Annotated in this window: 8 protein-coding genes; 1 reads left to right on the forward strand and 7 read right to left on the reverse strand. The window is 64.0% G+C overall.

Annotation, left to right across the window (positions count from 1 at the left end):
* The coding region (locus AC1D1X_RS14240) for an EVE domain-containing protein (RefSeq protein WP_477698501.1) at positions 1-329 on the forward strand (329 nt) is incomplete at its 5' end.
* An 8-nt stretch (positions 330-337) separates the two neighbouring features.
* On the opposite strand, the gene AC1D1X_RS14245 is transcribed toward AC1D1X_RS14240, so the two are convergent.
* From AC1D1X_RS14245 to AC1D1X_RS14275, 7 genes are all read right to left on the reverse strand, one after another.
* Positions 338-1,072: a Crp/Fnr family transcriptional regulator gene (locus tag AC1D1X_RS14245; RefSeq protein ID WP_477669453.1), complete on the reverse strand. Its 735-nt coding sequence runs from the start codon at positions 1,070-1,072 to the stop codon at positions 338-340.
* Positions 1,047-1,796, reverse strand: coding sequence for a cupin domain-containing protein (locus AC1D1X_RS14250; protein ID WP_477698502.1), 750 nt, complete (start codon positions 1,794-1,796; stop codon positions 1,047-1,049). The genes AC1D1X_RS14245 and AC1D1X_RS14250 overlap by 26 nt, the downstream gene beginning before the upstream one ends.
* Positions 1,751-2,398 (reverse strand): SDR family NAD(P)-dependent oxidoreductase, encoded by a 648-nt coding sequence (locus AC1D1X_RS14255; RefSeq protein ID WP_477669452.1) that lies wholly within the window; start codon positions 2,396-2,398, stop codon positions 1,751-1,753. Before AC1D1X_RS14255 ends, AC1D1X_RS14250 begins: the two co-directional genes overlap by 46 nt.
* On the reverse strand, positions 2,395-2,793 hold the full coding sequence (locus tag AC1D1X_RS14260) for an MAPEG family protein (RefSeq protein ID WP_477698503.1): 399 nt from the start codon (positions 2,791-2,793) through the stop codon (positions 2,395-2,397). Before AC1D1X_RS14260 ends, AC1D1X_RS14255 begins: the two co-directional genes overlap by 4 nt.
* Positions 2,794-3,004: 211 nt before the next feature.
* Entirely contained in the window at positions 3,005-4,444 is a 1,440-nt protein-coding gene (locus AC1D1X_RS14265) for an N-acyl-D-amino-acid deacylase family protein (RefSeq protein ID WP_477669450.1), read from the reverse strand.
* 6 nt (positions 4,445-4,450) lie between these two features.
* Complete coding sequence (locus AC1D1X_RS14270; RefSeq protein WP_477669449.1) at positions 4,451-5,431, reverse strand: Bug family tripartite tricarboxylate transporter substrate binding protein; 981 nt, start codon at positions 5,429-5,431, stop codon at positions 4,451-4,453.
* On the reverse strand, positions 5,424-5,603 hold a 180-nt coding region (locus AC1D1X_RS14275; RefSeq protein ID WP_477698504.1), incomplete at its 5' end, for a hypothetical protein. The genes AC1D1X_RS14275 and AC1D1X_RS14270, both read right to left, overlap by 8 nt.

Genomic DNA, 5,603 nt, shown 5'->3' on the forward strand with positions numbered 1-5,603 from the left:
GAATGCAAGTCGGCGATGGCGTGCTGTTCTACCACTCAAGCTGCGCCGAGCCGGGCATTGTCGGCATCGGCCGGGTGGCATCTACGGCCTACCCTGACCCTACGCAGTTTGATGCGAAGTCGCCCTACTACGACCCCAAGTCAAAACCTGAAGAACCGCGATGGATGCTGGTGAATGTGCAGGTATTGCGCAAGATACCCAACATCACCCTGCCCGTCCTGCGTGCACGGCCAGAACTGGCAGACCTGCAGGTGCTGCGCAAGGGCAACCGCCTTTCCATCACGCCCGTCGAGCCGCAGCACTGGAAAGCCATCACCAGCAAAAAGTGAGAAACCTGTCAGGCGCCGGACTGCGGCAGGCTTTGCAGGCGGCGCAACCCGAAGAGGTCCTTGATGATGATCTGGCCGCGCTGGCTTTTCAGGAAACCTTCGGCCACCAGCCCCTGCATCAGCCGCGCCACCACTTCACGCGACGTACCCAGATGCCCTGCCAGCTGCTGCTGCGTCGTTTTCAGTACCCCGTCGGACGAGGCGTGCAGCAACACAAAATGCACAAGGCGTTGCCGGTGGTTGAAGGAATGAACGGCATCGAGTTCTGCCATCAACCTGAAAACAAGCGTCGAGAGCGCATGCAGCGTCAGGTCCTGGATGCACGCTTCCTGCTTGAAGAGCTGCCGGTACAACGGACCGGGGATGACGGCGACACGCGTCGCCTTGTCGGCCTGAACCCAGGCGGGATAAAGAAGATCGTTGAACAGGCAGTTGAGCGAGAGCACGCAGGTCTCGCCGGGCTCCACCAGATACAGCGTCGCCTCGGTGCCCGCAGGCGTGATGGTGTACACGCGCAGCCGGCCCGACAGCACGACATAGGCGCCGGAGGCAGGCTGACCCTTGTGAATGATGCCTGTTCCCGCCAGTGCACTCATTGGAACCGCACCCTGGGTTAACAGGTTACGGCCGTCGGCACTCAGGCGGCTGAAAGGCTCGAAAAGGGCAAGTTCACGTAAGACCTGCATATTGCTCCATTCGCGGCAACCTGCCGCACCGTCAAACCATCGGTGCCACGTGGCCACGCTTGATCCATAACAGGGCACCTTCAGAACTGGCCAGGGCGGGCTGCCTGGTGAGTGGATTTCGCAGCCAGCACACCGCGCCGAGGTCCTGCGCACCCGCAGCGCGTGCGTTCGTATCGTCGCCGGCTTCGACACGGACCGAGCCCTCGACGACAAGCATTTCCTGACCGCCATGCGCGTACTGCGCGGCCATGGTACACCCCGGTTCCAGCCGTTCGAGGAATGCGGTTTCCCTGGGGCCCTCGTACAGCAATGCACGCCGATGCCGGGCGATTCCGGCATCCACCCAGGGCCTGTCTGCTGCACGGATGACGACGCGGCGCTGTTCAAGCGGGTCCATCTGCCGCAGCTTGACGAAAATGGTACAGCCCTCGTCGCTGAAGGGCCTGTGGCTGGAGCCCGGCGGGTTGCGCACATAGGTACCGGGGCCGTACGAGCCGTGCTCGTCGGAAAATACGCCGCAAAGCACAAAAAACTCTTCGCCCAGCGCATGCGAATGCGCGTCAAACCGGCTACCAGCCGCATAACGCACGAGTGACGTTGCCAAAGCCACCTCTGCACCGGTACGCTCGAGCATGCGCCGCTCGACCCCGGGTTGCGGCGACGGCAGCCACGGCAGCGACCCGGCCCGTAGGAGGACGGGCTCCGTGCGGTCGGCGTTCACGTGCATCAGCTCCATCAGAACTTCTCCGACGCGGTTCGCAGGTCCAGCTCCTGCGTCCATGCGGTGCACGCCTGTTGCGCCAGCCACAGGAAATTGGCAGCCACGCCGTCGGGCGCCATCACCGGGGCTTCTGCTGCCGCGTAGCGGGATGCGGCAGCAGAGCCGCGAAGCATGCCGTCCAGCACGACGTGGGCCACGTGGATGCCCTGCGGCTGGAACTCTCTTGTCAGTGACTGCACGAGCCCACGAAGGGCAAATTTGCCCGCGGCCATGGCCGCGAAGCGGGCCGAACCGCGCAGCGAAGCCGTGGCGCCGGTGAAGAGCAGGTTGCCGCGCCCCACGGCCAGCATGCCCGGCAGCACGGCCCGGGCGCAGTGCGCCGCCCCGACAGGGCCGGCTTCAAGGCACTCGCGCAGCGCACTCGCCTCCAGTTCAAGAAAAGGAGCCACTGCCAGATGACCCGCGTTGTACAGCAGCGTGTCGATGTGTCCGTGGCGCTCAACCAGGGCCGCGACGGCTTGCGCCACTGCGTCACCATCCGCCAGATCGCAATCTGCGCGCCGCAGGCCCGCCACTTCGTACCCCGCCCCGCTGAACTGCAGCGCGAGCGATTCGCCGAGCACGCCACCGCTTCCCGCGATGAGTGCGAAGGGCCGGCTCACAGCACCCCCAGCGGGCGCCCGATCAACACCAGTGTGGCCGCCCAGCCCGCTGCCCAGGCAAGGGTGCGTGCGCCGGGAACACCAAGCGTGTAAACGACGTAGTGAATGAGCCGCGCAAAAAAGTAGACGGCGCAGGCGATGGCCGTCACCGAATCGRCTCGGCCGCTGGCCTGCACGGCCAGCACGGCCGGCGCAAAAATCACCAGGTTTTCGGTGGCATTGGCCTGGGCCCGCTGTGCGCGCTGGGCCCATTCGGCAAGGGGTTTTTCTGTGGCGGTCGGGTTGGCCAGCGTACCGCCCAGCCCGCGCACGGCGATGCGATTGAGGACATAAGGCAAGGCGAACAACGCCGCAGCGGCCAGGGTCAATGCCAGCCAGTAGATTTCCTTGGACATGATGGGTTTTTCCTTCTTCGTGACATGCCGCAATGCGGGCACGAACGCGAAGATAGCCGCGCCGGGAAAAGCGTTCTGTAGCTTTTGCTACAGAGCCACAAAAATCTGGAAGACCTGATCATCCTGCGCAAGGGCAACCGGCTGTCCATCAAGCCGGCGGAGCCAGCGTTGGCGCGTGATTACCAAACTGCTGGCGAAGTAGCCCTCGCAATCAGGGCACGTCGCCCTGCCCGCGCAGCACCTGGCCCGCACCTGCGCATACGGTGTTGCCATCGCGGCAAGCGAGCTGGCCGTTAACAAAAACGGCATCAATACCTGAGCTGACCTCGGTCGGATGCCCATAGCTCGCGTTGGCGTTCACGCGGTCCGGGTCAAAGATGACGATATCGGCGTGATGGCCCGGCGCCAGCGTTCCCCGGCCTGTAAGGCCAAAGCGCCGGGCGCTGAGGCCGGTCATCTTGTAGATGGCTGTCTCGAGCGAAAAGAGCTTTCTCTCGCGCACGTAATGCCCCAGCACGCGGGGGAAAGTGCCCCACAGGCGCGGGTGCGGCCGCACGTCATGCGCCAGGCCGTCGGAGCCGACCATGGCCATCGGGTGGCTCAGGATGCGGCTGACATCGTCTTCACTCATGGCGAAGTAAATGGCCCCCGCCGGCTGCAAGGCACGGGCCACGTCTTCTTCGGTCTGGTTGCGTTCGCGCGCCAGCTCTTTCAGCGAACGGCCGGCCACACCCGGCTCGGGTTGCGACCAGGTCACCAGCACATCGCTGGACTGCTTCACGCGGGACGGCAGCAGCATCGTGGACGAGGCGTTGTATGGGTAGCAGTCGAAACACACCGGCTGCCCTTGCGCGGCCTGCTCCAGCAGGGCCAATGTCTCTACAGACCGGCCGTGGTTGGCCGTGCCAACCAGCTTGTGATGGGAAATCACGGTGCCCACGCCCAGCTCGCGGCCAATGTGCAGGGCCTCGCGCAGCGCCTCGTCAATGGCGTCGCCTTCGTCGCGAATGTGCATGGCCACGATGCCTCCAGCCGCCTTGAGCTGTGCGCCTACGGCAATCACCTCTTCGGCCGTCGCGGCTTTTGCGGGCGGATAGTACAAACCCGTCGACAAACCAATGGCCCCAGCGTCTAGTGCGGCCGTGAGTTCTGCCGCCATGGCAGCAGCCTCTTCAGGCGTTGCGGCCCTTTCAAGGTCTGCCACGTGCTTGACCCGCAGCGTGGAATGGCCAACAAGGCAAGCCACGTTAACGGCCAGGCTGGACTGGGCCAGTGCATCCAGGTAGGCCGCAAAACTTCGGTAGACCCAGCCGTCGGTTCCCAGAATGTCCAGCGGCGCTGGCGGGTTGGCGGTTTCCAGCGGGGCCAGGCTGACGCCGCAATTGCCCGCTATGACTGTCGTGACGCCCTGCGACAGCTTGGGGTGCGGGCCCGCCGTGGGCATCAGCAGCAAGCGGTCGTCATGGGTGTGTGTATCAATAAAGCCCGGCGCCACGATGCGCCCAAGCGCACTGACGCGCTCTGTTGCCGGTGCAGATGCCAGGTCGCCGATGGCAGCAATCTTGCCCTGGAATACACCCACGTCGGCACGCAGGCGGGGCGCGCCAGTTCCATCAATCACCTCGCCGCCTTCAACGATGACATCGAACATGCGCGCTCAATCCAGGTGGACGCCGGCGCGCTTGACGACATCCGCCCACATCCGCGTCTCCCGCATGGCGCGGTCAAACAGGCGGTCGGGTGGGCCCATGGTGGTTTCGAAGGAAATGGCGGCATAGCGTTCATTGACGGTGGCATTCCCCAGCACCTTGTTGATTTCGCTGTTGAGCCGCATCACGATGTCCCGCGGTGTACCGGCCGGCGCCACGATGCCGCCCCAGGCCGTCGTTTCATAGCCTTTAACGGACTCCCCGATGGTGGGCACGTCGGGCAACTGCACGCTGCGTGCCCGGCCTGAGACGCCCAGCGCCTTGACGCGGCCGCTCTTGATGTGCGGCGCGATGGACGACAGGTTGTCGAACATCAGGTCGACCTGGCCGCCCATCAGGTCCTGAATCGCCTGCGGGCTGCCGCGGTAAGGCACGTGGGTCATGAAAGTGCCGGTCATGCTTTTGAACAGCTCGCCCCCCAGGTGCCCGGTGGTGCCGTTGCCGGGAGACGCCATGCTGAGCTTGCCGGGCCTGGATTTGGCCAGCGCAATCAAATCGGCCACGTTATTCACGCCAAGGTCGTTGCGCACGACAAGCGCGTTTTGCACATAGCCGATCAACGCCACGGGTACCAGTTGCTTGTCGGGGTCGTACGGGAGTTTGGAGAAAAGGGCTTTGTTGATCGCCAGCGTGACCACGTTGCCGTAGCCCAGGGTGTAGCCGTCCGGTGCGGCCCGCACGATCTCCTGCATGCCGATGTTGCCGCTTGCGCCGGGCTTGTTGTCAATCACAAAAGGCTGCCCCAGCGTCTTCATCAACTCGCCGGTAAGGATGCGGCAAATGTTGTCCGGCGAGCCACCGGCAGAAGACGGCACGATCAACCGGATGGGCCGGTCGGGCCAGGCGGCGCGCGCCAGCAGGGGCGACGCTGCCATCGCCGCGGCACCCAGCTTGAGAAGCGCTCGCCGGCTTGCTTGAAATTCAGTCATGAAGGCCACCTTTAGGGTTGATCAATGAGAAAACTGAATGATGCTTGGACAAATCTTTGGCTACAAACGACAATTTGTCCGTCTTCCATGTCTTTTTCTCATGCACCATGATGCTACGCGCGCCTTCCACGATGTCCCTGCTGTGCCTTGAAGCCAGCGCGCGGCTGCGGTC

It is taken from the genome of Polaromonas sp. P1_G4 (genome assembly GCF_056405475.1).